Genomic DNA, 26,020 nt, shown 5'->3' on the forward strand with positions numbered 1-26,020 from the left:
CTGATATGATTGAGATATCTTCATCAAGGCTTATAAGATATTGTGCTGGATATTCCGCAAAACAGCTTCGCTTTCCCGCGGGAGTCTCCGCTGTTTTACTCCATATCTACAATACACTTCATTTAAGCCTAATTAAAAAAAGGAGCTGTATCTATTATGCCATACGTAACTGTCAAAATGCTCGAAGGGCGCACGGAAGATCAAAAACGCGCTTTAGTTGAGAAAGTCAGCGCCGTTGTTTCAGAAACAACCGGAGCACCGATCGAAAACGTCACGGTCTTTATCGAAGATATGAAAAAAACCGACTACGGCGTTAAAGGCAAATTATTTACAGATATCTAAAGAAAAGCGGATGAGCCCGTTCTGCAACTGGCTCTCTAAAAACTAAACAAAAACTCCCATCAAGGGAGTTTTTTCATTTGGCCCAATTCGTCAATAAAACCGAACGCCTCTTCAATTTCTTCTGCCGTGAAATTCAGCTTTGCTTTGACGACATGCAATTTTTCGATTTGTTCTGCGCGCTCCAAATGGTCGAAGTATAAAAGCGTCGATGTCAATTCCAAAAAGCGGCTGCTTTTTTCATTTAATTTTGCAGCGATTTCCGGGTTGTCGATCACCGATTCTTTCAAGGTGCCGCGGAAGTCTTTCCCTTCCTGGGTCACATTGTATTTATAGCGGACGTACGATCCTTTGTCTTCGAGTTCTTCGGATAAAAATCCCATATCGCATAATTCCTCAATGCGGGCCGTCAATTCTTCCGAGTAAGGGCCGTAAATGTGGAATTCGTACTTTTCCTGAAACGGCACCCCCATCTTCTTTAAGATGAAAATCATTTTTTGCAATTTCTTCCGTCCGGTGATCCCGTCCGCCGTGGCAATAAAATCCACGATTTTTGCGTGCTCCTGAAGCAACTAGACCCCTCCTTTTCTAAGCAATTCCAGTATTTTCTGTTTGGATGCTTTCTTTTTGCCATCTATTAATAATTCCGCAGGGAAGTACAATTTGTAATCGGTTCTTCGTTTTCCAGAAATCGCATCCACGATCTGCGACTGCCGGGACAATTCTTTGATTTCCCCTGAAGGCATCAGCAAATGGATCGGCAAACGTTCTTCTTCCTCGCCGGGGCGATAGAAATCGTACGGCAAATCGGACGTCGAGTCGTCAATCAAGTAATATTCCGGATCGATGCCCGCTTCCCGGAACAGCTGGGCAAGCTCCCCAAGTTTCCGGTAATCTTTGCCGGGATCAAAATCGACGTATTGGAACAGCCGGCGATTGACAAAGCGGTCGCTCAAATCTGACAGAATCGGATCGCGTTCCGTCATCCACAGCTGAAAGTATGTCATCAAGACGCCTTCATCGAGCGCCAAATAATCCTTCAATGTAAATGAACGGTCGAAAAACGCCATGAAATGAGTGGGCGGCTGCTTGAATTTATAGCCGTTTTCACTCAGCTCTTTGGCTCGCTGCAAAATCTTCCGCAAAATCACTTCCGCACTCCGTGCGACCGGGTGGAAATACACTTGCCAGTACATCTGGTAGCGGCTCATGATGTAATCTTCGACGGCGTGCATGCCGCTGGACTTGATGACCACCTGGTCGTCCACCGGGCGCATGACACGAAGAATCCGCTCCATATCAAAATGGCCGTACGAAACCCCCGTATAATAAGCATCCCGCTGCAAGTAATCCATGCGGTCTGCATCGATCTGGCTCGATATTAAGGAAACAACCTGTTTGTTGGCATAAGTTTTGGCAATGACTTCTGCCACTTTTTCCGGGAAGTCCGCGCCGACTTTCAGCAGGATCCCGTTGACTTCCGTATCCCCCAGCAAGATCTCCCGGGTAAATTCCTCATGGTCGACATGGAACACTTTTTCGAACGAATGCGAAAAAGGGCCATGGCCCAGATCATGAAGAAGCGCAGCGCATAACACAACGAGCCGTTCGTCTTCATCCCATTCCGGACGGCCATGAAAGATATCGTCTGAAATTCTTCGGACGATTTCATAAACCCCCAGTGAATGGCTAAAGCGGCTGTGCTCGGCTCCGTGGAATACCAAATAGGAGGTGCCAAGCTGCTTGATGCGCCGAAGACGCTGGAATTCACGGGAATTTACCAGGTCCCAAATCACTTGGTCGCGCACGTGTATGTATCGGTGAACCGGATCTTTGAAAACTTTTTCTTCAGCTAATTTTTGTGTTGCATAGCTCACAGGCGCACCTCCATTTTTTCTGCGTAACCAGTATTCTACACCTTCCGGAACCTTTCATTCAAGAGGTCCCCGGAAGCATTTTTTGGTTGCGTTCGACGACGCGGTTAAGATAAAAAGCGTAAAGCTCCGTCTCCTCAGCGGTGAGCGGCTGCGGAATCGGTGCGCCGATCAATTCGTACAAATTCAGCACAACTTCCGGGACCGTGATTTCTTTGCCGAGCAATTCGCTGAGCGACGCCATCACTTCCGGTTCGATTTCCGGATAGGCGAATTTCGTTTCTTCTCCGCCGATTCCTTTTTCGTAGAAATTGCGGATCAATTCCGCCCGTTCTGCGCCGGATCCTTCGACGCACAGGTACACCTGAACTGCAATGCCTTTGCGAATGCGGCGCTGAGAAATGCCGGCGAATTTTTTTCCGCCGATGCTTAAGTCGTAGGAACCCGGGCAATAAGAGCCGACGATTTCATAGGCATCAATCGACGCTTCCGGGAACAGCGCCTGCACCAGTTCCAGCATCATGTCGTAGCCGGCCGGAATGTCGATGGCGCTTTCTTTTTCTGACACCACCAAGGAAATGTTCAGCACCCCGGCGTCCAGCACGACAGCGAGGCCGCCGGAATTCCGCACAATCGGGTGGTATCCTTGTGATTGTAAATATTCCATACCCGCTTCGACATGCGGCAAACGGTGGTCCTGGATTCCGAGCACGACCGTGTCGTCATGGACCCACGTCCGTACCGTCGCCGGGCTTTTGCCGGACCCGACCAGTTCGCACAGCGTGTCATCTGCAGCGAATGATTCCAGTGCGGAACGATTTTTTGCGCTCAAGGACTGATCCCAGAAACGCCAAATTGGTTGTTGTGTAAATAAAGTCATGTTCAATTCTCCTCACGGGCTTTTTGCATACCTTTAGTTTACCCGACTCCCGCCCCCCTGAAAAGGCGCGGCAGCGGTGGCAAATTGGTGACAGCCATTTGTTTTACAGGAACTTGCAGGGCCAATGTGATAAACTGATTCTGTGAGATTCAGATCAAAGGAGTGTTTGAATAATGAATGAAGCTGCAATTACATTAGACGGCTGGTACGTCCTGCATGATTTCCGGTCCATGGACTGGGTATCGTGGAAAATGCTGACGGATGAAGAACGCCAATTCGCAATCGACGAATTCCAGGCATTTATGGACCGAGTGAACCAAGCTGATGAAAATAAAACAGGTGCACACGCATTGTACTCAATCGTTGGCCAAAAAGCCGACTTGATGCTGATGTTGCTTCGCGAAACGATGGACGAATTGCGCGAGCTTGAAACGGAATACAATAAGCTGACATTGATCGCTTATACGGTTCCCACGTATTCGTATGTATCGGTTGTCGAACTTTCCAACTACCTGGCTGGAAAATCAGACGAAGATCCATACCAGAACCCGCATGTCCGTGCACGCTTGTACCCTGAACTTCAGCGTTCACAGTACATCTGCTTCTACCCGATGGACAAACGCCGCGAAGGCGATGACAACTGGTACATGCTGCCAATGGACACACGCAAAGAATTGATGCTGTCCCACGGCAAAATCGGCCGCAGCTACGCCGGCAAAGTAAAACAGATCATTTCCGGTTCTGTCGGCTTTGACGACTACGAATGGGGCGTTACTTTGTTCGCAGACGACGTTCTCCAGTTCAAAAAATTGATCTACGAAATGCGCTTTGACGAAGTCAGCGCACGCTATGCGGAATTCGGTTCTTTCTACGTCGGCACACGCCTGGACGCAGAACGTACAGCTAAATTCCTGGAAGTATAAGATGCAAAAACCGCCCTCGGGCGGTTTTTTTCATTTATAGGCGGGTTTATTTTCTGGAGCGGCAGATTTACTGTCCGCTTGAGGGTAAATACTGTCCCTGTTCCCGATTTACTGTCCAGGACGAAAATTCCGGCCACTTGCTGGCTTTTGGATTGGTGTACCTCTTACCTTATAGTTTTCAGAATTCTGACATAATTATCCTTCACCCCTCCTCCTTCTAAACGGTATACTAAAAGAAAAACGGGGTGTTTGTATGTTCGTAATGCGCCAGACAAACTTTGCTAAATGGGCCCTTGCCCTGCTCCTGCTCGTATTGACCAGCAATTTCCTGTTGTACCGTTCGCCGCTTTCCGCATTCGTGATTCCGGAAGACACTTTCTGGGTGGTTGCCGGTTCGCTTGTTGATTTCGCTTTTGTCGCGCCGCTTTTAATGCTCGCCGCTTTCCGCTTATCAATCAAACACTTTCTCGCATTCGTTGCCGGAGGATTTGTGCTCGCCCGCTTCGTCATCCCCTCCCTTTATTTTGAACCGTTCACCACCTTGTTCTACATAGGCATTGGACTGGAAGCCTTGGTTTTATTGGCCGAGATCGCGTTCCTTGTTCTGCTCCTTTATCATGCACCGGCCATTGTCCGCACAATTAGAAGCCAGCCGGAAAGCCCGCTGTTTGCTTTGTTGCCGACCGCTTATGCGCGAATGAAACCAAATCCGCTTATTACGGTCATCTTATCCGAATCGCTCATCTTCTATTACGCGTTCTGTTCCTGGAAAAAGAAGCCGGCAGAAGGGACGAATCTGATTTCGCTCCATAAAAATTCGAGCGCCATCGCATTTTACATTATGCTGATTCATGCAATTGTCATCGAAACCATCGGCATCCACTGGTGGCTGCATGACAAATCGCCCATGCTCTCGATTGTGCTGCTGATCCTGAACGTCTATTCTGTCGTCTACTTCCTCGGTGAAATTCAGGCGATGCGATTGAACCCGCTGAAAGTAAGCGATGGCAAAATGTATCTTTCGTTAGGCTTAAGCAAACGGATGGAAGTTCCTCTCGATGCGATTGAAGCCATTCATTGGGGTGGAAAAGCGAATAAAGAAACACTTGCCTTTATCGCCCAGGACTTCGTCGAACCCGAACCGCAAGTCATTCTGGAATTCAAGGAGCCGCAGAAAGCGGTCCTCTTCTTCGGACGCACGAAGCACGTATCCAGCATCGCCCTCACTGTGGATGAACCAGCTAAATTGAAAGAGCTGCTCCAACAGCCTAGCTTGCTATTTCCCGGGAAATAAAAAAGGCCTTCGCCGAAGCGAAGGCCTTTCATATTTTATAAAGCTTTTGAAGCTGCGACGATCAACATGATCCAGCCTACGATAAAAGCCACTCCGCCGATTGGCGTAATAGCACCTAAAATTGAGATGCCTGTCAAACTTAATACATACAGGCTGCCTGAGAAAATAATGATTCCGGCAAGCATTAAATAGCCTGCCCATGACAAGGAACTAAGTGTACCGATCAACGAAGAACTCATTAGAATGCCCACAACCATCAATCCGACTGCGTGGAACATTTGATACTGTACAGCTGTTTGCCATGTGTCCAAATATTTATCTGCGACGCGCCCTTCAAGCAAATGCGCGCCAAAAGCGCCGAAAGCTACGGATAGCAGCGCATTAATCGCTCCGGCTATCAAGAAAAACTTCATTTGTATTCCTCTTTCCGATTAAAATTCAAACAGTGAATCACCGTTTGCGCCGTCTTCTTCCTGCAGTTTGCTGGCAGAAGAAACGGGCTGTACCTGTGGGGAGGCGAGCGGAATGGCACGCGGTTTAGTATCCATCGGCGATTGGTCATCTTCCAATAAAAGATCACACAATGCCCGGACCGCTGCAATCGACTCGCGTACTTTCGCCGGATCGCCTTTACGCGCCTGTGCGGTATGCTTTTCGATTTCACGCAAAATGCGCTGTGCATCGATTGCCATGAAAAATCCCCCTTTCCGTTTACATTCTTCCCTATTTTAGCACGCTTGGAGCCGAGCGTCAGTCCAAACAGAAATCTATCGGCTCCCCGCCGCGTGCTTGTAACAGTTCGTTCACTTTTGAATACGGCTTGCTCCCGAAAAAGCCGCGGCTCGCGCTCAGTGGACTCGGATGAGCAGCTTCTATGATCGAATGGCGCTCTAAATCAATCAGTGGCTTTTTCTTTTGCGCCGGTCGGCCCCATAACACAAAAATAACCGGCTCTTCACGTTCCGACAGCTTGCGGATGACTTCATCGGTGAATGTTTCCCAGCCTTGATTGCGGTGGGAATTGGCTTCGCCTGCTCTAACGGTCAAAACAGTGTTGAGCATCAGCACGCCTTGGTCCGCCCATTTCGTCAAAGTTCCGTCTTTCGGTTTTTCACAGCCAATATCTTCTTTCAATTCCTTGAACATATTGCGCAGGCTCGGCGGATGCATGACACCGGGCTGAACGGAAAAGCTGAGTCCGTGTGCCTGCCCGGGTCCGTGATAAGGATCCTGGCCTAAAATGACAACTTTCACTTCGCTGTAAGGGGTGTGCTTGAATGCATTCCAGATATTTTCCTTTGCCGGATACACCGTTTCATTGGCATATTGCTTTTTTAAAAACTCGCGCAGTTTCAAATAGTAGGGTTTGCTGAATTCTTCCCCGATGACTTCCTGCCAGTCGTTCTGAAAAATTTCCTTTGTCATGCACACCACTCCTTATTCTTTGAATTCGACTTTTACGTCATAATCTACGAGGTTAAACATTTGCTGTACAGAGCTGGCGGCGTTTTCTTCAGCTAATTCCAACACGCCCTGCCCTTTTGTTTCTTCAAGCATCAGTTTCTGCGCTTCTTCTGCCAGCTCATACGCTTCTGAAATATCGGCGCCGCCTCTGAACAATCCTTCATACGAATACACTTCCACCTGGTCCATGAACAATTCGGGACCGCCTAAAAAGTCGGCTTTTGGCAGCGTCAGCGTGGCGGTTTTCGCACTTTCGTCCAATTCGATATCATCTTCTGTCACACTAGAAAAATCAATTCCCGCTTTGACCGACCCCGGTATTACCACCAACAGCTGGCGTTTGGTTCCCGGCAGGTCGAGCCCGATTTCCTGGCCGAATACCGCATTGTCCTGGCGTTCAATAATCACTTTGGAGAACGCCTCCGCAGTAGCCAGTTCATTGAGATCCTGAATCTGCTCCAGAAAAGCGCCTTTGTCTTCCTGGAACGTGCTGCCTTTGATCATCCAAAATGTCCCTAGCGGCAGCGCCACGAGCAGCAATAACAACACCACAAGCAGCACCAAAAAAGAATTGCGGAAAACACCCATCATCAATTTCAAGGTCTTCCAAAAGCCGGATTCTTTTGTATCTTCTTTCCCTTTCACTTCATTTAATAAGCGTTCAATTTCTGTCAACTTCGGATCTTTTGCCACAGATAAACCCTCTTTCTACTATTCATTTCAACATGGCCCCGTGATAGGATGGAACAAGGGGGCGATGCTGATGGCAGACTTTCGCGAAAAAATAAAAACCATATCTTCTACCAAAGGTTCCACAGCACCGGAACCTGCCAAGCGGCTTGGCATGGGTTGTTTATTGATTGCGGTGCTGGCTGTTTCCATATTAACATTTTTCCTGGCCATCGGTCTTTTCCTAAACGGCAATTGGATCATGGGAATAGTTCTTTCTGTTTTCTTTTTAATGAGTGCGATGATTGCACTTGTACTCTTGTTTCCACATAAGTCTGATTCATTGTAAATGTTCCGATTTTTGTTAAAATAAAGTGATGAAACCAATCTATTTAAAGGAGTTTTAGCGATGACATTGAAAAAAACCTTAACGATCGCCGGGTCAGATACATCCGGCGGTGCTGGCATACAAGCAGATTTAAAAACGTTCCAGGAACACGGCACATATGGCATGAATGCTTTAACTGTCATCGTCACAATGGATCCTGAAAATGGCTGGAGCCATGGCATCCACCCGATTCCGGTCGAAACGCTTCACGCCCAGCTGCAGACTGCTTTTTCAACAGGAGTAGACGCATTGAAAACGGGCATGCTGCCAACTGTCGATATTATTGAAATGGCGGGCAAAGCCATTCAAAAATCCGGTTTGGAAGATGTCGTCATTGACCCGGTTATGGCATGCAAAGGCGAAGATGAAGTTCTATTCCCTGAAAACGTCGATGCCATGATCAAGCATTTGCTTCCGGTCGCTAAAGTGGTAACACCAAACCTTGTGGAAGCAGGCCAGCTTTCGGGCCTTGGCACGCTTCGCACAGTTGATGATTTAAAAGCGGCTGCCGAAAGAATCCACGCTCACGGTGCAAAATATGTTGTCATCAAAGGCGGCAAACAATTGCAGCATGAAAAAGCGGCAGATCTTTTGTTCGACGGCAAAACGCATTACCTGCTGACTGCTGAAAAAACCGATACAACTTACAACCATGGTGCCGGCTGTACATTTGCTGCAGCCATTACAGCCAACTTGGCAAACGGCCAATCGGTGAGTGATGCAGTGCTGAATGCCAAAACTTTCGTTTCCGCTGCCATCCAGCACGGCTGGAAACTGAACGAATATGTTGGCCCGGTCATGCACGGAGCTGCGAATCAATTCGACAAACCTGAAGTGCAAGTCACTGAAGTTTAAATAAGCAAAGAGGCCGCTGCTGCGGCCTCTGGTCTTTTATACAAAGAAATTTACTTGAAATGTGAATGAACAGTCAACCGAAAATGCCGGATCCTCCGTTTCAGCCGGACGCGTTCCGCGGGCTCGCGCCGAAGCTTGCGAGGGCAAGCCTTTGCGACGAAGCTAGCGCAGCGATGCAACGCTCTTTCATGTTTCGAAGCTAGCGAAGCGATGCAGAAACAGGAGCAGGGGTTTTTCGCCGGCTTCCACTCTGGATCCTGAATCTGAAGGCTATCCAGAGGTGTCGCTTTTCCTCTTAGGAATATCTGTTTAAGCTCCAATCGGAATAACATTCACGATCGCTTCAAAGAGAGACGCCCCAACCGGTTCGGCCACGGAGACTCCTGTGGGACAGCGAAAGCTGAAGACCCCGCAGTTGCGAAGCGGCGAGGAGGCTGAAGCTGAGCCCACGGAAAGCGCAGTGGCCGGTCCGGTTGGGGTTTATGCATGTCTATTAATTTAAGCTTTATCTACAGTCTGAGAGGCCGCTGCTGCGGCCTCTTTTTTTATAGATCTTTAATCATGAAAACCTGCTTGGTTGCCACTTCGAAACCCAAGTTCCTAAGGATTTCATAAGTCACTTTATTTTTCGTGACCGGGATGTTCACTGCCGTCCGGCTAATGGTATCTGTAAAACCTTTAAAGACGTGATTGATCAATTGTTGTGCAATCATTTCCCGGTTTGAGGCATCCGGTGCCGTCTCACACTGGTAAAGGACAGTCGCTGCATGAACGCCTTCCCCGTTGACCGTCTTCCGGAAATAAGCATAACCAACCGGCTTTTCCTTGTCATCAAGCGCCAGAAGCGCTTCTCCGTCCCGCACGCTTTGCCATTGAGTCTGCCACGGGAAATCGTGCCGGTAAAAAGGCAGTTCAGAAGTTTGTTCGGGGGTGACCGATGCGATTGAAACTCTTTCTTCAGAAGGGAGAGATAAGTCCACCGCTCCATTGAGCCGCAAAAAATGCACTTCATCGGTGACGGTATAACCCATTCTTTTATACAGTTCGATAGCTTGGTGATTCTCGCTGACCGCTTCCAGAGTTGCCCGGTGGATGCCCGCCTCTTTTAAAATTTCAAGTGTCGACTGCATCAATTTCTTTCCAACGCCTTTTCCTCTCATACTCGCAGCTACTCCCGTTCCGCCATTCCAGGAAATTTTCATCCCGTCCTGATTACGGATGCCGTTTCGCACCAGCCCAACCGGTTGCCCCTCTTCAAAAGCAACTACAGAAAGATCCGGCGATAAATCTTCAATCTCCGCTCTTTTCGCAAAAACTTCCGGTGTTGTTGTCATATCAAAAACATAGCCTTCAAAACCTTTGTTCCATGCCTCCACACATTCTTCGATTGTACACTCTGATACTCTTTTGATTTCAAGCATTTCCACATTCCCCTTCTCCCTTGAAATTCCCTTGCTTTCTTTAAAAATTTTCGACATTTCGCTTTTCTTTTCCTTTGTATTTTTGAATACTTCATTCTACCTTGTATAACAAACTAGTTGATTTCTTCCTTTCACCATGCTATGTTGTATTACAAAGTAGTTGTTTTTTAACTCGCTATCTTGTTTTACAACCTACTTGAAAGGAGTGAACCCATGTCTTCAAGCCAAATGTTAAAAGGAATTTTGGACGGCTGTCTGCTTGGCATCATCAGCAAAGGCGAAACCTATGGCTACGAAATGATTGAAAAGCTCGAGATCTACGGCTTCCGGATGGTCAGTGAAGGCAGTATTTATCCAGTATTGATGCGGCTGCAAAAAGAAGGATTTGTCCAATCCGTGATGAAAGAATCGCCAAGCGGACCAAAACGAAAATATTACACGCTCACTGCCGCCGGCCAAGAAGAATACGAACAGTTCAAAACCCGTTGGGAAAGCTTATCCGATTCAGTCAACCGACTCGTAAAGGAGGAAAACGAATGAAGCTAACAAGAGAAAGCGAAGAATTCATCGCTAACTTGAAAATGTATTTGATGACTTCCGGAAAAAACGACAAAGAGATCGATGAGATTGCTGTAGAATTGCGCGACCACCTGGAAGATGCAGAAAGCCGGGGAAAAAGTTTGGACAGTGTCACCGGTGGTTCGCCTGAAACTTATTTGAAAAACCTCAGCAGTGAAATGAAAACTGATGTTTTCGGTGTAGTCAAGGCTTTGCCAATGTTGGTTTTGCTGGTCCTGGCCTACTTCATCACTGGTTCTGCCATCCGCGGTGATTTAAGCTTTTCTATGCTGACACTTATTTCTTATCCGGTAGTCACTTTCTTCAGCTTTGCCGCTTATATTTATATCTTCAGGAAAATGAGTGTAAGAAACTGGTCCACTAAGAAGGAATTGTTGATTTTTGTAGCAATTCAGATCTTTACTGTTATCGCACTTTCTGCCCTACTGTTTTTCGATACTTTTATAGGCGAACCCCTTTACACCCCATCACGGGAAATAATGTGGATCATCGCCGCACTTGGCGTAGCCGTTTTCATCGCTTCTGCTATTTGGTCAAGGACATGGATTACGATTGTCCTGCCGTTATTTTTATTCGGTCCGGATTTCGTCATGCAATTTATCCAGGTCGGCGAAATCGAAAGGCTCTATATTAGTGCGGGCAGCATGTATGTGGGCCTTGCCATCGTTATTCTGGTTCTCTATTTACAAAACAAAAAACAGAACCCTCACAATGCGTGAGGGTTCTTCGTTTATTTCATTAAAGTATTTCTTCTTTTTTCAGGCGCACCATTTGTTCGCGCAACTGATTCCGGTTCCATTCCACAATTTTGTCTTCTGCAGCCGCTGCTTTCCGTTTCTTTTTCACTTTCGGATTTTTGGACTGCAAATACCCTTCCAGCATCAGCGACACTGCCAAAATCGACAAGGCGATAAACAGGACCGGGAACAAGGGCAGCCAAGGCGCGCCTTGCAAATAGCGGAATGTCGAGCCGAACAAACCCGCCCATTCATAGGAAATGGACATCGGCGGATCGCCGAATATCGGATCGTAGCTTACTTTAGTGCCCCCAAGGAATAAATCAAACAAGCTCAAATGCGCCAAGATGATGAACGTTTCAATCACTTGCTGGCCGTACAAAACAGCCAGCTTCTCCCTCATTTGCGGATACATATGCTTGCGGATGATGCGCATACGCCCCGCTCCCAGAACTTTTGAAGCCAGTATGTATTCCTGGCGGCTTAAGAGTGCCGCTTCATTGCCGACCAGCACCGCGACAATCGGAACTGTCAGCAGCGCCATCAAAACAATTTGGATGCCGATGCGTTCCCACATTCCGGTCGTAAAGCCTTCCGCCGGCATCCAGAGCACCGAGTAAAGGACAAAAGAGGCGAAAAGAGTCAAAGGCACGTAATGCAGCGAATCGGCCAGACCGCTGATCCACATGCGCTGCCGCTGCAGATAGGTCCCCAGTACATAACCGAGCGGCACCGCAATCAGCATCCGCAGCGCCGCGATTGCCAGCGCGGATAGAATGGTGTATTTTCCCCCCAGCATTAATTTTCCGAATAAGTCATAACCGTATTGGTCCGTACCAAGCGGATGGCTCCATTGCGGCGAAAGCGGTGGGCCTTCCACCGCCCTCCCATTTTCCGTAATAAATAAAGTCTGCTTTGGCACATTGCCGAATAAGCCTTCGTAAATAAAACTTCCCGCCAGGAAAAATGCCAAGATGCTAAAGCCGATGATAAAATAAGGACGTTTCCACATTTATCCCACTTCCTTTCCGCGGTAATGCCGGAGAAAGAACCATTCTCCTATGCTGTAAACGAGGAACATCGGGATAAAAAAGCTGAATACTGCTACCAGAAAAACTTCCGGTGAAATATTGTCTTTCATGAACAGCATGATGCCCGGCATATTGAACATCAATTCCAGTACGAACAGGTTCGACAACATGAACCATAAGGTTTTCTTCGACTGGAAAAAAACACTGATGACGGCGTTCCGGAACATATGCACCAACACGATAAACGCTCTAGAAAATCCCAGCGAACGGGCCAGCTCCACATACATTTGGCGCTCTTCCTCCTGGAAGGTCAACATGCTCAGCCGGTATAATTGAATTGCCGGCAAAAGCATTAAACAAAGGACAGGAAGCCAGTAAATCCGGTCCCCTCCTACAACAGCTATTTTTGAAATCAACACATCTGTCTGCTGGTAAATCAGGATAACGCCGAGCTGCGCCAGCATAATGACCAGCAAATCCGGAATCGACTCCAGAAAGTACAACGTGCCTTTGATCCGTTCACGTGCTGTTTCCGGCAACAGCATCGTTATCACTGTAAACAGCATAGCGAAAAAAACAGCTGTTGCAAAAGCCAAAAATAGAATTTGAAGCGAATAGCTTATGTATTCGGCAATGGTCGGGAACAGCAGGATATCGCGCTGCGTTCGTATATTGAATACCGCAAAATCCTGAATCGGCCATATATTGTTTAAAACGGACTGGATGGAAGCCATATATTGCTTAAACTGCAGTTCTCCAGCGAGCAAGCCTTTCACCAAAGTCGGAAGTCCGCTGATAAGTACAATCCCCACAATTGAAAACACAAATCTGATTAATAAATTCACCGGCGACATTCCTTTGATTCAATTTTTCAAATATTATTTCTTTCGTTAATGATAGCATTATTTCGGGTTCCGTAAAGCATCCTAATCGCATTCTTCTATAATATTCCCTATACTAAAAGAATACGGACTGCCGGAGGAGTGAACAAAATGGAATTAGTAGAAGTTAAAAAACTGCAAGTGGAGCTGGATGCTTTCGCAAACAGAGACGTTTATCTGCACTTGGAAACAACCAATGGCTCATATGCCACACATTTCAATGAAGGATTTTTCAACGCCGGGGCTTTTATCCGCAATGTCGTGATCAATTACGAATTGGGGAAAGTGGTCGGTGAAAGCCCGCACCGCGTCGGCTTGAAGTTGCCGCATGGCTGGGTTTACGCCCAGGGAATCACCCACTACGAACTTGATGAGCAAGGCCGGCTCTTGCTTGCAGGACACGACGGATCAGGAAAATTGGCGGTGGCGCTGCAAATCAGCGAAACACCGTTCAGTTATTAAGGAGGGAACAAACGATGACAATTCCAAAAGAACGGCATGTACTCGTCGTCTTCCCTCACCCGGACGATGAAGCATTCGGCGTTTCAGGAACAATTTCTACGCATATCAAACAAGGGACACCCGTTACATACGCGTGCCTGACACTCGGCGAAATGGGGCGCAATCTTGGCAATCCGCCTTTCGCTACCCGCGAATCGCTGCCACAGATCCGCAAGAAAGAATTGATCGCTTCTGCTGAGGCAATGGGCCTTGCCGACTTGCGGATGATGGGTTTGCGCGATAAAACAGTGGAATTTGAAGATGATGAAAAGATGGTTGGGATGATGGCTGATTTGATTGCTGAATTGAATCCTTCCTTGATCATCACTTTTTATCCGAATCTTTCGGTGCACCCGGACCACGAAGCAACAGCCCGTGCCGTAGTGCGCGCTGTCCGCCGCATGGAAGACCGCCCGAAATTGCATTGTGTGGCATTTGCCAACAATACACTGGATGTTCTCGGAAACCCGGATGTCGTATATGACATTTCACCGGTGCGCGACCAAAAAATGAATGCCATGAAAGCCCACATTTCCCAAACCGCCTGGATGCTTGAAGAAATGGAACATAAACTGGCGCAAGGCGACACTGAAACGGAAAACTGGCTGACAAAAGAACGTTTTTACAACTACCGTTGGGACCAGGATTTCGAGGAATCCTTCTAAGCCCAAACACCCCTATTTTCTTTTTGAAAATAGGGGTGTTTTTTTATGCTGTTTTCAGATAATATAAACTTTGATTGTAAGCATTTTCAGGGGAGAAAAATGCTGTATAATTACTATTCATCACGTGTTTTCATGCACAAAGAAAAGGGGTTTATTTGTGAAAAAGTTTCCAGTTTCGACCTGGCTCTTATTTTTAATTCCATCGCTGCTCGGCATACTGCTGTTCTTGGTACCTATTCCAACTATTGACGAAGAAGGACAGACTGTATGGATGGTTACGATTGCCGTTCTTGCCAATGCGATGGCCGGAGCAATCGAATCCATAGCGCCTTGGATTATGTTAATCATTTTAATAATTGCAGCTGTCGGCTCACTAGTCGTGATTACCCGCAAAGTAAAAGAAGGACATAAGGTCTCATTTTTCGACCGATTATTCAACGTTAATTTATTTTGGACAATTGTCCGCATCATTGGTGCCGTTTTCGCCATCATGGTATTATTCCAAATCGGGCCTGAAGCGGTCTGGAGTGCAGATACCGGCGGACTCTTGCTATCTCCTGACGGGTTATTGTCTTTCCTCTTCACTATCTTTTTGTTTGCCGGCTTGTTCTTGCCTCTTTTGATGAACTTTGGTTTATTGGAACTGTTCGGAACAATGATGGTGAAAATCATGCGTCCGCTTTTCCGTCTGCCTGGCCGTTCATCCATCGATGCACTTGCGTCATGGGTAGGCGACGGAACCATCGGCGTGCTGTTGACCAATACACAGTACATTCAAAATAAGTATACGCAGCGTGAAGCTGCAATCATCGGTACTACATTTTCCGTTGTATCCATCACATTTGCGATTGTGGTTATCCAGCAAGTCGGACTCGGTGAATACTTCCTTCCTTATTATGGAACGGTCATTTTGACAGGGATTGTACTGGCCCTTATTATGCCGCGCATTTTCCCGCTTGCACAAAAACCGACGACATTCATGAATGGCAAGCCGCAAGAAGCCATGTCTGAAGAAGTGCCGGAAGGCTATAATGTGGTGTCTTATGGTGTTGAAAATGCTTTATCCAAAGCAAATGATAACAAATCTGTAGGCGAATTCTTCAAGGACGGTTTTAAAAACGTTTTGGATATGTGGATCGGTGTTGCGCCTGTCGTCATGGCGTTCGGTACAGTCGCATTGATGCTGGCTACTTACACGCCTATTTTCACCATTCTCGGAAAACCATTTGAACCATATTTGATGCTGCTGGGTATTCCGGAAGCTGCGGAAGCTGCACAACTTATGGTTGTCGGATTCGCAGATATGTTCCTGCCGGCCATTCTAGCTGAAGGCATGATTGAATCCGAACTGACGCTGTTCGTCGTTGCTACGATGTCGGTTACGCAATTGATTTACATGTCAGAAGTCGGCGGCTTGCTGCTCGGCTCGAAAATCCCCGTCAATATCTTTGATTTACTTGTCATTTTCCTGCTTCGTACAATTATCGCTTTGCCGATTGTTGCTGGAATTGGACATCTGTTATTTTAAATCAAGCTGAAGGCCATTCGCAAATTGCGAATGGCCTTTTTTAGTAGGTCTCCAATAAAAAAAGGAAACGATGATTACATCGTTTCCCCTTCTTTGATTAAACAGTCACCAATTTTTTTTTTAGTTTCTCCAGCATGTCCGCAGTCATCGAATCAAGATCGTATGCTGCTTTAAAGCCCCATTCTTTTTCGGCTGCTGATGCATCAATATTGTCCGGCCAGCTGTCAGCAATTGCTTGTCTGATCGGGTCGACATCATAGGCCATTTGGAAATCCGGAATGTGCTTGCGGATAGAAGCCGCGATTTCATCCGGTTCAAAACTCATTGCTGTTACATTAAAGGCATTGCGGTGCTCCAGTTTTGCTGGATCTGCTTCCATCAAGTCGACGATCGACTGAAGCGCGTCCGGCATGTACATCATATCCATGTAGGTGCCTTTGGCAATATAAGACGTATAGCTCTTCTGCTCAATCGCTTTGTAATAGATGTCCACTGCGTAATCAGTCGTTCCGCCGCCCGGCTGTGCCACATAGGAAATCAACCCAGGGAAACGGACGCCGCGGGTATCAAGGCCGAATTTTTGGAAGTAATAATCACAGAGCAGCTCTCCGGCTACTTTGTTGACGCCGTACATCGTCGTCGGGCGCTGAAGCGTGTCCTGCGGCGTATTCTTCTTTGGTGTAGAAGGCCCGAATGCTCCAATGGAACTTGGCGTGAAAAATTGCATATCGAGTTCTCTTGAAGCCTCCAGTGCATTGACCAAACCGCCCATATTCAAGTTCCAGGCAAGCAACGGCTTTTCTTCAGCAGTAGCAGACAATAAAGCCGCCATGTGCATCATCGTATCGGCGCCGAAATCTTTCGCCAAATCGTGCATTCTTTGTGCATCTGTTACATCCAGCAATTCAAACGGCCCTTGGGCATCGCTTGCAGGACGGATGTCTGTAGCCAAGACATTATCCTGTCCATAAATATTCCGCAGCTTTTCCACCAATTCCGATCCAATTTGTCCAAGTGCCCCTGTAATCATTATTCGCTTCATTTTAATAATCTCCTCTCAGCCAAAACAATTGTCCTCTGTAAAAACACATGAATATTTATAAATTCGTTGTCTTATTAAGCTTTATCTTGTAGTCATTATAAATTGTTCTCTTTAAAAAAACAATATTTTTAAGTTTTAGCCTTCAGAAATATGCCAAACTATTCATTTGTATGCCCAGATTCTTGGTGCTATAATGATACAGTTCGTCAAGAACTGAGCTTTTGCATTTCTGGTTCGCCTTTTCTACCCATTAAACCAAGTATTCCACTGTGTTTTGTTTTCATAGTTTCCATTTATATAAAAAAGGGTATTAAAAGCGACATGAACCTGTACATAATTAGAAATTCAAAAGCTTAAACAAAAAAATATTATAGGAAAAAGAGGGGATTTATTATGAAGAAATTCAGTTTACTGCTGTTGTTATTGCTTGCCGCTGTTATATTGGCTGCTTGTGGAGGCGGTTCGCCGGAAGAAGATCCAACAACAGACGATGCAGCGGGGTCTGGCGGCACAGAAGAAGATGTCCTGGCTAAAGTGAAAGAAGAAGGCAAATTGGTTGTCGGTACAGAAGGAACATATCCTCCTTTCACTTTTCATGACGACTCCGGCAAATTGACCGGTTTTGACGTAGAGATTGCACAGGAAGTCGGCAAACGTATAGGCGTTGAAGTCGAATTTTTGGAAACGCAATGGGATGCCATGTTTGCAGGATTGGATTCCGGCCGCTTTGATATGGTTGCGAACCAAGTCGGCATCAACCCTGAGCGTGAAGAAAGCTATGATTTTTCAGATCCGTATATCACCTCTACTGCCGTACTGGTAGTGGCAAAAGACAATGAAGAAATCAAAAGCTTTGAAGACCTGGAAGGAAAACTTTCTGCCCAGTCACTAACAAGCAATTATGCTGAAACTGCCCGTTCTTTTGGCGCTGAAATTGAAGGTGTGGAAGGCTTTAACCAAGCCATTGAATTGCTGAACTCCGGCCGCGTTGACGCAACTGTCAATGACAATTTAACCGTTCTGGACTTTTTGAAACAGCGTCCCGATGCCAATATCGAGATCGTGGATGAAGCTTCTGATGCAGCGAAAAGTGCCTTGTTATTCCGTAAAGGCAGCGGCGCTATTATTGAAGAAGCAAACACAGCCCTAGCTGAAATGATTGAAGACGGCACATACGACGAAATTTCCGAAAAATGGTTCGGCGAAAATGTACTTGAATAATATTTTTTCTGACCCGGTTAGGCTGGAACGTCTCTCGGACATTTCCCAATCCGCCTGGCTGCCGTTGCTGGAAGGGCTGGTCCAGTATACGATTCCTTTAACGCTGATTGCCTTTGTACTCGGGCTGATTTTAGCTGTACTGACTGCACTTGCCCGTATTTCTACAGTAAAAATCCTGCAATGGATCGCCCGCGTGTATGTCTCCATTATCCGTGGGACTCCATTGCTGGTTCAGCTATTCATTTTGTTTTACGGACTTCCGACAATCGGAGTGGTCATCGATCCGTTCCCGGCTGCGATTCTTGGATTTTCCTTGAACGTCGGGGCTTATGCTTCCGAAGTGATCCGGGCGTCCATTTTGTCCATCCCGAAAGGCCAATGGGAAGCGGCAAATACAATTGGCATGACGTATACCCAATCGCTTCGCCGTGTCATTTTGCCGCAGGCAGCTCGCGTATCCATTCCACCCCTTTCAAATACGTTTATCAGTTTGGTGAAAGATACATCGCTGGCATCACTCATTCTCGTTACGGAAATGTTCCGCATCGCCCAGCAGATCGCCGCGACCAATTACGAGTTCCTCCTGCTATACGGCCAAGCGGCTTTAATCTACTGGGTTGTCTGTTTCTTATTGTCAGTCGGGCAAGGCAGACTGGAACATCGTTTTGACCGTTATGTTTCCCGATAATAAAGGCAAAGTAAGATTGCAGTAAGGAGCGAGATATGATATCCATCAGAAATTTACACAAAAAGTTCGGTGATTTGGAAGTATTGAAAGGCATTGATGTCGATGTGCAAAAAGGCCAAGCGATTGTCGTCATCGGCCCTTCCGGATCCGGCAAAACGACTTTTTTGAGGTGCTTGAACATCCTGGAAGTCCCTACTGCCGGATCGGTTACCATTGACGACCAGACCGCTGATTTTTCGAAGCCTTTTTCCAAACGCCAGATTACAGCTTTCCGAAAACAATCCGCGATGGTCTTCCAGCATTATAACCTGTTCCCTCATATGACGGCGCTTGAAAATGTCATGGAAGGACCGGTGATCGTCCAGAAAAAAGATAAAGCAGCTGCACGCAAAAAGGCTGAAGAGATTTTAACAAAAGTCGGCCTCGGCGACAAAATGGATTATTATCCGTTTCAATTGTCAGGCGGCCAGCAGCAGCGCGTCGGCATTGCGCGAGCGCTCGCATTGGAGCCAAAAGTGATGCTGTTTGACGAGCCGACGTCAGCGCTTGATCCGGAACTGGTCGGCGAAGTGCTGCAGGTCATGAAAGACCTCGCTTCTGAAGGCATGACAATGGTCGTCGTCACACATGAAATGCGCTTCGCTAAAGGCGTTGCCGATGAAGTGCTCTTTATGGACGGCGGCAAAATTGTTGAACGCGGAAAACCGGTAGATATTTTTAACAACCCGAAAGAAGCACGTACACAGCAATTCTTGAACTTAATCGAAAAAACAGATGTAATTTAAAGCGACGCTGCCTTATAAAGGCAGCGTTTTTTGTCCTTGTTTGAATAATTATTCTTTTTATCGATTTTTTATTCCACTCTGATTGCCTTCCCCATTTTATAAGCTGTATACTGATAACAATGTGTTTATTCTAAAAGTAAGGGGAAATAAATCTATGCAATCAGCTGTAATGACCAAAATTGAATCGCTTTACGAAGAAATGGTGTCCGTACGCCGCCATCTCCATATGCATCCTGAACTATCCCACCAGGAAGTCGAAACGCCTGCTTTTATTGCAGACAAGCTTGAGGAAATGGGTGTAGAAGTACGGCGCAATGTAGGCGGGCGCGGTGTCGTTGGGACGATCCGCGGCGCTAAACCCGGCAAGACGATCGCTTTTCGGGCAGATTTTGATGCGCTGCCAATCGATGATAAAAAAGATGCAGCTTATAAATCCACGGTTCCCGGTGTCATGCACGCATGCGGCCATGACGGGCATACGGCTGGCCTTTTGGGCTTTGCTAAAGCGATGGTTTCAATGAAAGATGACCTTCCTGGAACCATCGTACTGATTCACCAGTTCGGCGAAGAATTGTCGCCCGGAGGTGCGCGCGGCATGATTGAGGACGGCTGCCTGGACGGCGTCGACCTGGTTTACGGAGCCCATATCCAGAGCAAGATGGAAAACGGCCGCGTCTATGTGCGTGACGGCTTTTTACAGGCTTCTGAAGATGCCCTTAAGATTGTCGTCAAAGGATACGGCACGCACGGCGCTGAACCTCATACCGGCGTTGATCCTATCCTCGCAGCCAGCCATATCATGGTGGCCTTGCAGTCCATCGTCAGCCGCAATGCCGACCCGCTCAAGGAACTTGTCGTTTCTATCGGCAAATTTCATGCCGGCGATGCGGACAATGTGATTCCAAGCGAAGCTGTGATGGAAGGCACCATCCGCGTATTCGACCCGGCACTCCGCAAGCTTGCCGGTGAGCGCGTGGCAGCCATTGCTGAGAACGTGGCACGTGCCATAGGCGCCAGTGCGGAAGTCATCGTTGAAACCGGCTATGACGCGCTGTGGAACGATCCTGAAGCGATGAACATCGTACGCAGTGCAGCAATCGAAACGCTTGGCGAAGAAAAAGTCATCGAGACCAGCCCGATCATGCCGGTTGAAGACTTTGCCTATTACACACAAGTAAAGCCCGGTGCTTACTTTTTTGTCGGCGCGAAAATGGAAGACGACAGCTTGAGCTTCCCTCACCATCACGAAAACTTTGATTTCAATGAAGAAGCAATGCTTGTGGCAGCAAAAGTGTTTGCAGCGACTTATTTTAAAGCACAAGCGATGTAAAATAGCTGAAGCGGATGCCTTGTGCATCCGCTTTTTTGGCGGAGAAGCGTATTTATCCGTTAACCGGGCGTATTTTAACTTTTACTGTGCATATATTCTCTGCTACCGGGCGTATTTTAACCTTAACTGGGCGTAACTCTGCCAACCCAATAAAAAAACCCGCCAAGATGGCGGGTTTTCGTCTTTTTAGTTGATTACGCCGAGTTCTTTTCCGACTCTTGCGTAGACTTCAATTGCATTGTCGAGCATTTCTTTTGAATGCGCTGCTGTCGGCATGTTGCGGACGCGTCCTGTGCCTTTGGCAACTGTCGGGAAGACGATTGATTTTGCATAAACGCCTTCTTCAAACAGACGCTTCGAAAATTGCTGCGTCAGTTTTTCGTCGCCGATGATGCAAGGCGTGATCGGCGTTTCGGAATCTCCGATATTGAATCCAAGCTCTTTCAAGCCTTTTTTCAAGTAGTCGCCGTTATCCCAAAGCTTATCATGCAGTTCTGTAGAATCGATGATCATCTGCAATGCAGAAATGATGGCTGCTACGTCGCCTGGTGTTACCGCAGTTGAGAACAAGAATGGACGCGAACGGACTCTCAGCCAGTCGATCAGATTTTGTTTCCCGGCTACGTAACCGCCGACAACTCCGACTGCTTTCGATAAAGTTCCCATTTGCATATCGATTTCTTTTTCAAGGCCGAAATGTTTCACAGTCCCTTTCCCTTTGCCGGTAACGCCCGATCCATGCGCATCGTCAACATAGGTAATCAAGTCGAATTCTTTAGCGATTTCCACGATTTCCGGAAGCTTTGCAATGTCGCCGTCCATTGAGAACACGCCATCGGTGATGACCATAACTTTATTGTAAAGGCCGGATTCCGTTGCTTCTTTCGCTTTCGCGCGAAGGTCTTCCATGTCCGAGTGTTTGAATGCGATGATTTTCGCTTTTGATAAACGGCAGCCGTCAATGATCGAGGCGTGGTTCAATTGATCAGACAAAATTGCATCGTTTTTATCCATGACTGCAGAAATCGCTGCCATATTGCAGTTAAAGCCGGACTGGTAAGAAATCGCAGCTTCTGTGCCTTTGAACTCGGCCAATTTCTCTTCCAGTTTGATATGCAGATCAAGCGTACCGTTAATAGAACGGACTGCACCTGCACCGACACCGTATGCATCAATGGCATCTTTGGCCACTTGCTTCAAGTCTTCGTTCGTCGCAAGCCCCAAATAGTTGTTTGAAGACAAATTGATCAATTCTTTGCCGCGCACTTTGATAATCGGTCCATTCGGTCCTTCTACTGTATCTACTTCATTATATAAGCCCTGCTCTTTCAGTTCGTTCAGGTTTGTTTCTAAAAATGCATCCAATTTTTTCGACAATGTCCTCTTCCTTTCGCAAGCAATTTCACTTTCCATCTTATCATAACGCAAATTTTTCCCAAAAGAAAAAGCGGACCGAGGTCCGCTTCTACTTTATTTTTTGCCGTTATTTTTGCCTTTGCCTTTATTCGGGTTAGCTGTTTTGTATTTCACTTCATAAGTGAATTCCTTCGCTTCTTTTTGCCCTTCTGCTGCTGCATAGGAAGTGATCATTTTCACATTGCCTTCGCGAAGCACTTGCTGAAGATCCAATGCCTGTTTGTTCGTTACATTGTATGGATCCACATGGAAGACGCGTTGTTGGCCGTTTTTCTTCGTTTGGATGAATGTGGTCGTGAAGTCGACATATTCACCTTTCAATTGGCCAAGTGACTGGAACGCATCTGTCGACGTTCCCGCATTCGAGAAGTTGCCCAAGTTCACGTTTTTCACGTACCAGCCTGCATTATTCGAACCCCAATCCGTCAAATTGCGGAATGAAATCAGGACGTCTTTGCCAGCATACGCTGAAAGATCGAATGTTTCCGTAGTCCAATTGCCGTTCGTGCCTGTGAATCCAGGTACATTTTCTTTGATTGTCGGGTAGCCTTCTTCCACTACATCGCTGCGTGTGTTTTCGTTTTGGAGAGATGTCCATGTTTCACCGTTATCTGTAGAAACTTGCACCATTCCGAAATCCCACTGCTCTTCAATGTCGTAGAAATGTTCAAACGTCAATTTTGCATCCGTTGCAGGAACTGTTGCGCCGAAAATCAATGCCTGATCGGCTTCGTCTCCGTTATTGGCATGCAGCACTTTAGCGCCAGAACCTTTTGGATCCGCTACTGTGCTCCATTGCAATGGAAGGAAATCAACGCCGTCAAATTCCAATCCGCGGACATCTTTTCCGAAGTTGAATTCTTTAAAGTCACCGCCCCAAGCTGGAACGCCTTCTTTTTCAAATGTTTTCGCTTTTTCAAAATCGACTGTTTTGCCGCGGACACTGTCGCCTACCGGAAGATTGCGCAAGTCGATGCTGTCGATATTGTAGTCGCTGCTCACTTTGGAATCATCCAACGTCAAAGCGGTCATGAAGTCCTGGTAAACTTCCGTAAATGTTTTGTCAGAACCGTATCGCTTCAATGTTTCGTTGACGCTCGTCATGCCTTGGCTCGTTCCATCAACTGCAAGCTCGCGGATGAATTCTTTGCCGAATTTATCGTACATATAAAGTGTGAACAAGTAAACTTGGCCATAGTCTGCAATGGTTTCCGGACCCGTCGCTGCTGTTCCGTGCTCATCCCAGTTGACCAGTGAGTTTTCCGGATGATCCAGGTAGAAATTGATGGATCCTTCGCCGTGGCCATATCCGCCAAGGTATTCAGAGAATGTGGACATCCCTTCGTTCAACCACGTTTCTTCTGCACCGTCGTTGTCCGCATGGATCAAATGCTGCAATTCATGAATAGTTGTTCCAAAGAATGTGCTTTCCAGGCGAGTTTCCCATGAGTTTGTGTCGATAGTGATGATGTTGCGGTCTGTATAGTTCTCAAGCGTCTGCCAGAAGAAGCCGGCTACAAAGAATGGATACGATGGGTCGTTCCAGCCTTCATCCTGCACATTATCGACAAGCATGATGACTTTGTCGGAGCCTTCGTAATAGCCTTCAGGAAGCCCTACCATGCCTGGAAGAGGAGATTTAGAACCATCTAAACTATCTGGTGTTCCAAAAAAGTCAGTCGCTTTCGGATAAATATTGCTGTCGAACTCAGCGCGCAATTTATCCACTTGCTCTTGAGTTACTACATCAGCCGGTTTTGGATTGTTCGGTCCATACGCCAAATCGTTGGCAACCCAGATTTCCACGTTATCGCCGATGCTGCGAAGCGTGAATTCTTTAAATGAAAGGTTGCGGTCAAGGAAAAGCTTTGTTCCGTGGTCTTCCGTGAACGTGCTGTCATTTTTCGAATCGGTTTCTGCTGACTTCACTTCATCTGCTTGCGCTTTAATCTTTTTATCTGCTTCCTTTTGGAATTCAGGATCCAATGTTAACTGGTTTAATTGCTGATCGATATCGATCTTGTTATCGTATTTTGCCGTGTTCCAGTTGGATGACGATGGAACCGGTTCTACAGGTGCCGCTGCTGCTGCCGGTACTAGTAAGGATAATGTTAGTGCGCTAGCTGAAAGGACCGAAGCCCATTTGCTCATCTTCATGTTGTTTTCCTCCTACGAATTGTCAGAATCTTATCACTAAATAAGATATTAACATGTTTGACAATTCAGAAGAATATGCTGATTGATATATTTCGTATATCGAAATGTAAGGCAATGTTATCTACAAAAATACCCATTAAATAAAATAATTTGATATTTTTATTAAAATAAGATCTGCATAAAAAGAAAAAACCGCCACAAGGGCGGTTTTCAAAATTATTTCAATGCATTGGTTAAGTCTTCGATTAAGTCTTCTAGATCTTCAATCCCTACAGAAATGCGTACTAAACCTTCTAAAATACCAAGCTCTCCGCGGCGCTCTACTGGAATTGACGCGTGCGTCATTTGAGCCGGAACCGAAATCAGGCTTTCTACCGCGCCCAAGCTTTCCGCAAGCGTGAAGTATTTCAGTTTCGCCAGCATTTCATCCGCTTTTTCTTTGCTGCCCACATCAAATGAAATCATTGCACCAAAACCGGTTGCCTGTTTTTTCATTAATTCGTGGCCAGTATGTGTTGAAAGGCCAGGGTAAATCACTGCGTTTACTGCTTCATGCTGATCCAGGAATTCAGCAATTTTTTGTGCGTTCGAAACCGCTTCTTCCATGCGGATGCCAAGCGTTTTCAATCCGCGGATCAATAGCCATGAATCCTGTGGCCCGAGTATCGCTCCGACAGAGTTCTGTACAAAATGGAGGTCCTGTGCCAGTTCTGCCGAATTGACGACAACCAGTCCAGCGACAACGTCACTGTGCCCGCCGATGTACTTCGTCGCGCTGTGCAGGACGATATCTGCGCCAAGTTTGATCGGGCTTTGCAAATAAGGCGTCATGAACGTGTTGTCGACAATCGTCAGCATATTCTTCGATTTTGCAAAAGCTGAAACTTCTTCGATATCCGTTACTTTTAATAAAGGATTGGTCGGTGTTTCAATAAAAATCGCTTTTGTGTTTTCTTTGACTGCTGCTTTCACTGCCTCCAAGTCGCCTGTATCCACAAACGTGAATTCAAGGCCGAAACGGTTTAGGACTTTATTGACAACACGGTATGTACCGCCGTAAACGTCGTCTGTCAAAATGATATGGTCCCCTGCTGAAAACAGCATCATGACCGAAGAAATGGCCGCCATTCCTGAACCGAACGCAAAGCCGGCATGGCCATATTCTACGTCTGCAATCAATTCTTCGAGTGCGTGGCGCGTCGGGTTCCCTGTACGTGAATATTCATAGCCCTTGAACTTGCCGACTGCTTCCTGCTTATACGTACTTACTTGATAAATCGGTGTAGAGACTGCTCCAGTCGCTTCGTCTCCGAAAATCCCGCCATGAATTAATCTTGTTTTTGGTTTCATGA

General features: G+C 46.7%; 28 protein-coding genes. 14 read left to right on the forward strand and 14 right to left on the reverse strand.

Going from position 1 to position 26,020, the window contains the following annotated elements:
• Positions 1-156 precede the first annotated feature (156 nt).
• The gene (locus HU147_RS13205; RefSeq protein ID WP_224076688.1) at positions 157-342 is read left to right on the forward strand and encodes a 2-hydroxymuconate tautomerase; all 186 of its coding nucleotides are present in this window, start codon (positions 157-159) and stop codon (positions 340-342) included.
• 59 nt (positions 343-401) lie between these two features.
• Here the strand turns inward: HU147_RS13205 and HU147_RS13210 are convergent, their stop codons facing one another.
• From HU147_RS13210 to HU147_RS13220, 3 genes are read right to left on the reverse strand one after another with little or no spacing between them, the layout of a single operon-like run.
• Complete coding sequence (locus HU147_RS13210; protein WP_224076689.1) at positions 402-911, reverse strand: YwgA family protein; 510 nt, start codon at positions 909-911, stop codon at positions 402-404.
• Complete coding sequence (locus HU147_RS13215; protein WP_224076690.1) at positions 912-2,216, reverse strand: HD domain-containing protein; 1,305 nt, start codon at positions 2,214-2,216, stop codon at positions 912-914.
• 58 nt (positions 2,217-2,274) lie between these two features.
• Positions 2,275-3,093, reverse strand: a complete 819-nt coding sequence (locus tag HU147_RS13220) for a lipoate--protein ligase family protein (protein WP_224076691.1) — start codon at positions 3,091-3,093, stop codon at positions 2,275-2,277.
• Positions 3,094-3,266: 173 nt separating this feature from the next.
• Here HU147_RS13220 and hemQ point away from each other — a divergent pair, with 173 nt between their 5' ends.
• A complete protein-coding gene (gene hemQ / locus HU147_RS13225; protein ID WP_036802934.1) occupies positions 3,267-4,016 on the forward strand; it encodes a hydrogen peroxide-dependent heme synthase in 750 nt (249 codons plus the stop codon).
• A gap of 253 nt (positions 4,017-4,269) precedes the next feature.
• On the forward strand, positions 4,270-5,310 hold the full coding sequence (locus HU147_RS13230; protein WP_224076692.1) for a beta-carotene 15,15'-monooxygenase: 1,041 nt from the start codon (positions 4,270-4,272) through the stop codon (positions 5,308-5,310).
• A 35-nt stretch (positions 5,311-5,345) separates the two neighbouring features.
• Here the strand turns inward: HU147_RS13230 and HU147_RS13235 are convergent, their stop codons facing one another.
• From HU147_RS13235 to HU147_RS13250, 4 genes are read right to left on the reverse strand one after another with little or no spacing between them, the layout of a single operon-like run.
• The gene (locus HU147_RS13235; protein WP_224076693.1) at positions 5,346-5,723 is read right to left on the reverse strand and encodes a DUF423 domain-containing protein; all 378 of its coding nucleotides are present in this window, start codon (positions 5,721-5,723) and stop codon (positions 5,346-5,348) included.
• An 18-nt stretch (positions 5,724-5,741) separates the two neighbouring features.
• Complete coding sequence (locus HU147_RS13240) at positions 5,742-6,002, reverse strand: YwdI family protein (RefSeq protein ID WP_224076694.1); 261 nt, start codon at positions 6,000-6,002, stop codon at positions 5,742-5,744.
• Positions 6,003-6,060: 58 nt separating this feature from the next.
• The gene (locus HU147_RS13245; protein WP_224076695.1) at positions 6,061-6,735 is read right to left on the reverse strand and encodes a uracil-DNA glycosylase; all 675 of its coding nucleotides are present in this window, start codon (positions 6,733-6,735) and stop codon (positions 6,061-6,063) included.
• Between the two features lie 12 nt (positions 6,736-6,747).
• A complete protein-coding gene (locus HU147_RS13250; protein WP_224076696.1) occupies positions 6,748-7,467 on the reverse strand; it encodes a DUF4230 domain-containing protein in 720 nt (239 codons plus the stop codon).
• Positions 7,468-7,537: 70 nt separating this feature from the next.
• Between HU147_RS13250 and HU147_RS13255 the strand changes: the two genes are divergently transcribed.
• A complete protein-coding gene (locus tag HU147_RS13255; RefSeq protein WP_224076697.1) occupies positions 7,538-7,792 on the forward strand; it encodes a hypothetical protein in 255 nt (84 codons plus the stop codon).
• A 60-nt stretch (positions 7,793-7,852) separates the two neighbouring features.
• Positions 7,853-8,686, forward strand: a complete 834-nt coding sequence (pdxK, locus tag HU147_RS13260) for a pyridoxine/pyridoxal/pyridoxamine kinase (protein WP_224076698.1) — start codon at positions 7,853-7,855, stop codon at positions 8,684-8,686.
• A 545-nt stretch (positions 8,687-9,231) separates the two neighbouring features.
• Here pdxK and HU147_RS13265 read toward each other — a convergent pair.
• Positions 9,232-10,107 (reverse strand): GNAT family N-acetyltransferase, encoded by an 876-nt coding sequence (locus HU147_RS13265; protein ID WP_224076699.1) that lies wholly within the window; start codon positions 10,105-10,107, stop codon positions 9,232-9,234.
• 213 nt (positions 10,108-10,320) lie between these two features.
• On the opposite strand from HU147_RS13265, the gene HU147_RS13270 reads away from it, so the two are divergent.
• Positions 10,321-10,647 (forward strand): PadR family transcriptional regulator, encoded by a 327-nt coding sequence (locus HU147_RS13270; RefSeq protein ID WP_224076700.1) that lies wholly within the window; start codon positions 10,321-10,323, stop codon positions 10,645-10,647.
• Complete coding sequence (locus HU147_RS13275) at positions 10,644-11,405, forward strand: HAAS domain-containing protein (protein ID WP_224076701.1); 762 nt, start codon at positions 10,644-10,646, stop codon at positions 11,403-11,405. The genes HU147_RS13270 and HU147_RS13275 overlap by 4 nt, the downstream gene beginning before the upstream one ends.
• 19 nt (positions 11,406-11,424) lie before the next feature.
• Here HU147_RS13275 and HU147_RS13280 read toward each other — a convergent pair whose 3' ends face one another.
• Together HU147_RS13280 and HU147_RS13285 are read right to left on the reverse strand one after the other, a co-directional pair.
• Positions 11,425-12,435, reverse strand: coding sequence for an ABC transporter permease (locus HU147_RS13280; RefSeq protein WP_224076702.1), 1,011 nt, complete (start codon positions 12,433-12,435; stop codon positions 11,425-11,427).
• Positions 12,436-13,308, reverse strand: a complete 873-nt coding sequence (locus HU147_RS13285; RefSeq protein WP_224076703.1) for an ABC transporter permease subunit — start codon at positions 13,306-13,308, stop codon at positions 12,436-12,438.
• Between the two features lie 138 nt (positions 13,309-13,446).
• Between HU147_RS13285 and HU147_RS13290 the strand changes: the two genes are divergently transcribed.
• The 3 genes from HU147_RS13290 to HU147_RS13300 all read left to right on the forward strand — a co-directional run bounded on the left by HU147_RS13290 (position 13,447) and on the right by HU147_RS13300 (position 16,029).
• On the forward strand, positions 13,447-13,797 hold the full coding sequence (locus HU147_RS13290; RefSeq protein ID WP_036802957.1) for a YojF family protein: 351 nt from the start codon (positions 13,447-13,449) through the stop codon (positions 13,795-13,797).
• Positions 13,798-13,811: 14 nt separating this feature from the next.
• Complete coding sequence (bshB2, locus tag HU147_RS13295) at positions 13,812-14,501, forward strand: bacillithiol biosynthesis deacetylase BshB2 (protein ID WP_224076704.1); 690 nt, start codon at positions 13,812-13,814, stop codon at positions 14,499-14,501.
• 157 nt (positions 14,502-14,658) lie between these two features.
• Positions 14,659-16,029, forward strand: a complete 1,371-nt coding sequence (locus HU147_RS13300; protein WP_224076705.1) for a YjiH family protein — start codon at positions 14,659-14,661, stop codon at positions 16,027-16,029.
• A 97-nt stretch (positions 16,030-16,126) separates the two neighbouring features.
• Here HU147_RS13300 and HU147_RS13305 read toward each other — a convergent pair whose 3' ends face one another.
• Positions 16,127-17,071, reverse strand: a complete 945-nt coding sequence (locus HU147_RS13305) for an L-threonine 3-dehydrogenase (RefSeq protein WP_224076706.1) — start codon at positions 17,069-17,071, stop codon at positions 16,127-16,129.
• A 393-nt stretch (positions 17,072-17,464) separates the two neighbouring features.
• Between HU147_RS13305 and HU147_RS13310 the strand changes: the two genes are divergently transcribed.
• The 4 genes from HU147_RS13310 (at position 17,465) to HU147_RS13325 (ending at position 21,095) form a co-directional block, all read left to right on the forward strand.
• Positions 17,465-18,292: an amino acid ABC transporter substrate-binding protein gene (locus HU147_RS13310; protein ID WP_224076707.1), complete on the forward strand. Its 828-nt coding sequence runs from the start codon at positions 17,465-17,467 to the stop codon at positions 18,290-18,292.
• Entirely contained in the window at positions 18,279-18,980 is a 702-nt protein-coding gene (locus HU147_RS13315; protein ID WP_224076729.1) for an amino acid ABC transporter permease, read from the forward strand. Before HU147_RS13310 ends, HU147_RS13315 begins: the two co-directional genes overlap by 14 nt.
• A gap of 35 nt (positions 18,981-19,015) precedes the next feature.
• Entirely contained in the window at positions 19,016-19,765 is a 750-nt protein-coding gene (locus HU147_RS13320) for an amino acid ABC transporter ATP-binding protein (protein WP_224076708.1), read from the forward strand.
• Positions 19,766-19,919: 154 nt separating this feature from the next.
• Entirely contained in the window at positions 19,920-21,095 is a 1,176-nt protein-coding gene (locus tag HU147_RS13325) for a M20 metallopeptidase family protein (protein WP_224076709.1), read from the forward strand.
• Between the two features lie 186 nt (positions 21,096-21,281).
• Here HU147_RS13325 and HU147_RS13330 read toward each other — a convergent pair whose 3' ends face one another.
• From HU147_RS13330 to HU147_RS13340, 3 genes are all read right to left on the reverse strand, one after another.
• Positions 21,282-22,472: a glycine C-acetyltransferase gene (locus HU147_RS13330; protein ID WP_224076710.1), complete on the reverse strand. Its 1,191-nt coding sequence runs from the start codon at positions 22,470-22,472 to the stop codon at positions 21,282-21,284.
• 93 nt (positions 22,473-22,565) lie between these two features.
• On the reverse strand, positions 22,566-24,668 hold the full coding sequence (locus tag HU147_RS13335; protein ID WP_224076711.1) for an immune inhibitor A domain-containing protein: 2,103 nt from the start codon (positions 24,666-24,668) through the stop codon (positions 22,566-22,568).
• A gap of 216 nt (positions 24,669-24,884) precedes the next feature.
• On the reverse strand, positions 24,885-26,018 hold the full coding sequence (locus tag HU147_RS13340) for a bifunctional cystathionine gamma-lyase/homocysteine desulfhydrase (RefSeq protein ID WP_224076712.1): 1,134 nt from the start codon (positions 26,016-26,018) through the stop codon (positions 24,885-24,887).
• Between the last annotated feature and the right edge of the window lie 2 nt (positions 26,019-26,020).

Source organism: Planococcus chinensis, from assembly GCF_020071995.1.
GTDB lineage: Bacteria > Bacillota > Bacilli > Bacillales_A > Planococcaceae > Planococcus > Planococcus chinensis_A.

Coding starts and splice junctions, on each gene's coding strand:
- HU147_RS13205 (WP_224076688.1), top strand. CDS start 157: ATGCCATACGTAACTGTCAAAATGCTCGAAGGGCGCACGGAAGATCAA.
- HU147_RS13220 (WP_224076691.1), bottom strand. CDS start 3,093: ATGACTTTATTTACACAACAACCAATTTGGCGTTTCTGGGATCAGTCC.
- hemQ (WP_036802934.1), top strand. CDS start 3,267: ATGAATGAAGCTGCAATTACATTAGACGGCTGGTACGTCCTGCATGAT.
- HU147_RS13230 (WP_224076692.1), top strand. CDS start 4,270: ATGTTCGTAATGCGCCAGACAAACTTTGCTAAATGGGCCCTTGCCCTG.
- HU147_RS13235 (WP_224076693.1), bottom strand. CDS start 5,723: ATGAAGTTTTTCTTGATAGCCGGAGCGATTAATGCGCTGCTATCCGTA.
- HU147_RS13240 (WP_224076694.1), bottom strand. CDS start 6,002: ATGGCAATCGATGCACAGCGCATTTTGCGTGAAATCGAAAAGCATACC.
- HU147_RS13245 (WP_224076695.1), bottom strand. CDS start 6,735: ATGACAAAGGAAATTTTTCAGAACGACTGGCAGGAAGTCATCGGGGAA.
- HU147_RS13255 (WP_224076697.1), top strand. CDS start 7,538: ATGGCAGACTTTCGCGAAAAAATAAAAACCATATCTTCTACCAAAGGT.
- pdxK (WP_224076698.1), top strand. CDS start 7,853: ATGACATTGAAAAAAACCTTAACGATCGCCGGGTCAGATACATCCGGC.
- HU147_RS13265 (WP_224076699.1), bottom strand. CDS start 10,107: ATGCTTGAAATCAAAAGAGTATCAGAGTGTACAATCGAAGAATGTGTG.
- HU147_RS13270 (WP_224076700.1), top strand. CDS start 10,321: ATGTCTTCAAGCCAAATGTTAAAAGGAATTTTGGACGGCTGTCTGCTT.
- HU147_RS13275 (WP_224076701.1), top strand. CDS start 10,644: ATGAAGCTAACAAGAGAAAGCGAAGAATTCATCGCTAACTTGAAAATG.
- HU147_RS13280 (WP_224076702.1), bottom strand. CDS start 12,435: ATGTGGAAACGTCCTTATTTTATCATCGGCTTTAGCATCTTGGCATTT.
- HU147_RS13285 (WP_224076703.1), bottom strand. CDS start 13,308: ATGTCGCCGGTGAATTTATTAATCAGATTTGTGTTTTCAATTGTGGGG.
- HU147_RS13290 (WP_036802957.1), top strand. CDS start 13,447: ATGGAATTAGTAGAAGTTAAAAAACTGCAAGTGGAGCTGGATGCTTTC.
- bshB2 (WP_224076704.1), top strand. CDS start 13,812: ATGACAATTCCAAAAGAACGGCATGTACTCGTCGTCTTCCCTCACCCG.
- HU147_RS13305 (WP_224076706.1), bottom strand. CDS start 17,071: ATGAAGCGAATAATGATTACAGGGGCACTTGGACAAATTGGATCGGAA.
- HU147_RS13310 (WP_224076707.1), top strand. CDS start 17,465: ATGAAGAAATTCAGTTTACTGCTGTTGTTATTGCTTGCCGCTGTTATA.
- HU147_RS13315 (WP_224076729.1), top strand. CDS start 18,279: ATGTACTTGAATAATATTTTTTCTGACCCGGTTAGGCTGGAACGTCTC.
- HU147_RS13320 (WP_224076708.1), top strand. CDS start 19,016: ATGATATCCATCAGAAATTTACACAAAAAGTTCGGTGATTTGGAAGTA.
- HU147_RS13325 (WP_224076709.1), top strand. CDS start 19,920: ATGCAATCAGCTGTAATGACCAAAATTGAATCGCTTTACGAAGAAATG.
- HU147_RS13335 (WP_224076711.1), bottom strand. CDS start 24,668: ATGAAGATGAGCAAATGGGCTTCGGTCCTTTCAGCTAGCGCACTAACA.
- HU147_RS13340 (WP_224076712.1), bottom strand. CDS start 26,018: ATGAAACCAAAAACAAGATTAATTCATGGCGGGATTTTCGGAGACGAA.